Here is a 3,532-nt window from a genome sequence, read left to right as displayed (position 1 = left end):
ATTGCCGTGGCGATTACCTCGTCTTACCAGGACAAGGAGTCACGGGCCAGCGACGTCTTTATCGGTGAACTGGGGCTGACCGGGGAAGTTCGGTCGGTTGCTGACCTGGAAGGTCGGTTGAAGGAAGCTAAGAAGCTCGGCTTTGCCCGGGCCATCGTGCCCAAGAACAACTTGGCGGGGATTAATTTGCCAGATGGTTTGGAAGTAGTCGGCGTGACTACCATCAAACAGGCGCTCTACCTGGCCTTAGAGTCCTAAAGAAAATCAAGGCCCTGGCTGAAAGCCGGGCCTAGTTGTTGTATACTTAAGAGAGAATTTTCAAAACAAGTTATATCGAGGAGAACACTATTCATGACTGATGACATTCGTGTCCGTTATGCCCCATCACCAACGGGATATCTACACATTGGAAACGCCCGGACGGCGTTGTTTAACTGGCTCTTTGCCCGCCATTACAATGGAACTTTCATTATCCGAATCGAAGATACCGATTCAGCTCGTAACATTGAAAATGGGGAACAATCACAGTTAGAAAACCTCAAGTGGTTAGGACTGGACTGGGATGAAGCGCCTGACATGCCTGGTGAATATGGTCCTTACCGTCAATCTGAACGAAATGAAGCTGGGATGTACCAAGAATATATCGACGCTTTGCTCGAACAAGGCTTGGCTTATAAGTCTTACAAGACTTCAGAACAATTGGCTGCAGAACGCGAAGCCCAACAAGCTGCTAAGCAAGCCCCTCATTATGTTTACGAATATGAAGGCTTGACTGATGCGGAACGTGAAGCTAAGTATGCTGAATTCGAAGCTCAAGGCTTGAAGCCAGTTATCCGCTTCCGCGTTCCCGAAGAAAAGGTCTTTGCCTGGGACGATATCGTTAAGGGTCACATCGAAATTGGTGCCAAGGAAGTTGGTGGCGATTGGGTTATCCAAAAGGCCGATGGAATGCCAACTTACAACTTCGCCGTTGTCGTTGACGACCATTTGATGAAGATTTCTCACGTTTTGCGTGGGGATGACCACGTTTCCAACACGCCCAAGCAAATGATGATCTATGAAGCCTTGGGTTGGGATGTTCCCGCCTTCGGTCACATGGCTTTGATTATCAACGGTGCTACTGGTAAGAAGTTGTCAAAGCGTGATAACGATGTCTTGCAGTTCGTGGAACAATACCGCGAATTGGGTTACCAACCAGAAGCTATGGATAACTTTATTGGTTTGTTGGGTTGGTCACCAAAGGGTGAAGACGAAATCTTCTCATTGGAAGAATTCAAGCAAATGTTTGATGAAAAGCGTTTGTCAAAGGCGAACGCTAAGTTCGACCAAAAGAAGTTGGAGTGGATTAACAACCAATGGATCCGTCGCGACAAAGACCGGATTATGCCTCAACTCTTTGACCAAATCGTTGAAGCTGGCTTAATTTCAGCCGAAGATGCCGAAAAGAAGTCTGACTGGTTGAAGGAAGTTATCGAAGTTGCCGGAGTGGATGGCATTTCATACACCAAGCAAATCGTTGATTTGGTCCGCGAACCATTCTTCCAATTGTTCCCTGTGACCGATGAAATGGTGGAATACCTCCAATCAGAAGACGGTCGCAAGGTTGCCGCCGCCTGGGAAAAGGCTTACACGGCCTTACCAGAAGATACGGATGCTGCCACTTACATGGCAACCATCCGTGGTATTCAAAACGAATTGGAAATCAAGGGTCGCAACCTTTGGAACCCAATCCGAATTGTGACAACCCACCAAGTCCAAGGACCAAACTTGCCAGAAATGCTCGTTTTGTTGAACAAGGAAGAAGTTCTCAAGACGATGGCTGACGTTAAGGCTAAGTACTTACAATAAGAACAAATTAACAACCGCTTTGATCTATTGGGTTGAATCATTCAAAACAGTTACCAGTCTTTGGTAACTGTTTTTTGTTATAATAAAAATAAATTCAGGAAGTAAGAGGTTGGCAAATGCTACGAGTATATAATACCTATAGTTTAGAAAAAGAACCGTTTACCCCCCAAGTGCCGGGTGAAATCACGATGTATTTGTGTGGACCCACGGTTTATAACTACATTCATATTGGTAATGCTCGATCAGCGGTCGCCTTTGATACGATTCGACGTTACTTGGAATGGCGCGGTTTTACCGTAAACTTCGTATCCAACTTTACCGACTTGGGTGACAAGGTGATTGCCCAAGGTGAAAAGGAAGGGCTAACCGAAGAAGAGGTAGCGGATAAGTATGCGGCGGCCTTTGGTGAGGATGCCGGTCAATTGAACGTGAAGCCAGCAACAACTCGACCACGGGCAACTGAATATATGGAAGAAATGGTCGACTTTGTCCAAAAGTTGATTGACCAGGACCAGGCTTATGTTGTCGGTGGGGATGTTTATTTTTCAACTAAAAAGTTCCCGAATTACACCGCTTTGTCTCATCAGAAAATGGATGAACTGGAAGAAAATGCGGCTGGACGTCTGGGTGAGGAAGACCAGGACCAAAAACAAGATCCGGCAGACTTTGCTTTGTGGAAGGCTGAAGATCGCGAAGGGGTGACAGCTTGGCCATCACCATGGGGACCGGGCCGACCAGGTTGGCATTTGGAGTGTTCAGTAATGAACGACCAACTTTTGGGCGAAACGATTGACATTCATGCTGGTGGAATTGATTTAACTTTCCCTCACCACACCAATGAATTGGCTCAGTCGGAGTCTTACCACCACAAGCAGTTCGTCCGTTACTGGCTCCATAATGGTTTCGTTAACGTTAATGATGAAAAAATGTCGAAGTCCTTGGGTAACTTTGTGACAATCCACGATTTGCTGCAAGAAGATATTGATCCGCAAGGGCTCCGATTCTTCTTGGCTAAGACTAATTATCGTCGGGCGATTTCATACAGCGCCGACCGGTTGGCGCAGAGCCAGGCTGAATTAGATAAACTTTACCGGACTTACCAGGCCTTGGAAAAAGCTCAAGTTCAATTAGTTAAGGAAGTTACGCCAGAGGTGCAAAGCCAAGTTGGTGAATTAGACCAGGCGTTTGTGGCCGCGATGGATGATGACTTTAATACGGAAAACGCTGTGACAGTGATTTTCGACCTGGCAACTCTGATTAACCGCTTGCTGGCAGAAACGCAGTTGACGCGGGGAGATGCCGTGTTGCTAAAAAATCGCTTGCAAACGTGGTTGGGCATCTTTGGTGTGGAAAACCTGGAGCAAGAAGTCGAGTTAACCCCAGACCAAGAGAAGATGCTTGAAGAGCGACGTCTTGCTCGAGAAAATAAAGACTTTGCAGCTTCGGATGACTTGCGAGACCGCTTATTGGCGACCGGTTTAGTTGTTCGCGATAGCTCGCAGGGGCAAACTTGGGAAATGAAAAAGTAAATAGCGAACCTTATTTAATTCTAATAACGGTCATTTGTTTGATAGACGAACAAATGACCGTTATTTTGTTTCAAAAATAGACTTTGAATATTTCTCAACGATATTAAATAAAAGTGTTGACGAGGAGTGTGAATCTGGGTATACTAGTTATTGTT

Annotated in this window: 3 protein-coding genes; all 3 read left to right on the top strand. The window is 46.0% G+C overall.

The window, feature by feature from the left end; genetic code table 11:
- Positions 1–258, top strand: a 258-nt coding sequence (locus AOQ29_RS07840) for a magnesium chelatase domain-containing protein (protein WP_275936568.1), incomplete at its 5' end; no start/stop codon positions are given.
- Between the two features lie 93 nt (positions 259–351).
- On the top strand, positions 352–1,848 hold the full coding sequence (gltX, locus tag AOQ29_RS01745) for a glutamate--tRNA ligase (RefSeq protein WP_061992830.1): 1,497 nt from the start codon (positions 352–354) through the stop codon (positions 1,846–1,848).
- A gap of 116 nt (positions 1,849–1,964) precedes the next feature.
- Positions 1,965–3,377 (top strand): cysteine--tRNA ligase, encoded by a 1,413-nt coding sequence (cysS, locus tag AOQ29_RS01740; protein ID WP_061992829.1) that lies wholly within the window; start codon positions 1,965–1,967, stop codon positions 3,375–3,377.
- The last annotated feature ends 155 nt before the right edge of the window (positions 3,378–3,532 follow it).

This window comes from Fructobacillus ficulneus (genome assembly GCF_001047075.2).
GTDB classification, from domain to species: domain Bacteria; phylum Bacillota; class Bacilli; order Lactobacillales; family Lactobacillaceae; genus Fructobacillus; species Fructobacillus ficulneus.
Note: the sequence above shows the minus strand (reverse complement) of the source record. Positions and strands in the feature narration are given on the sequence as shown.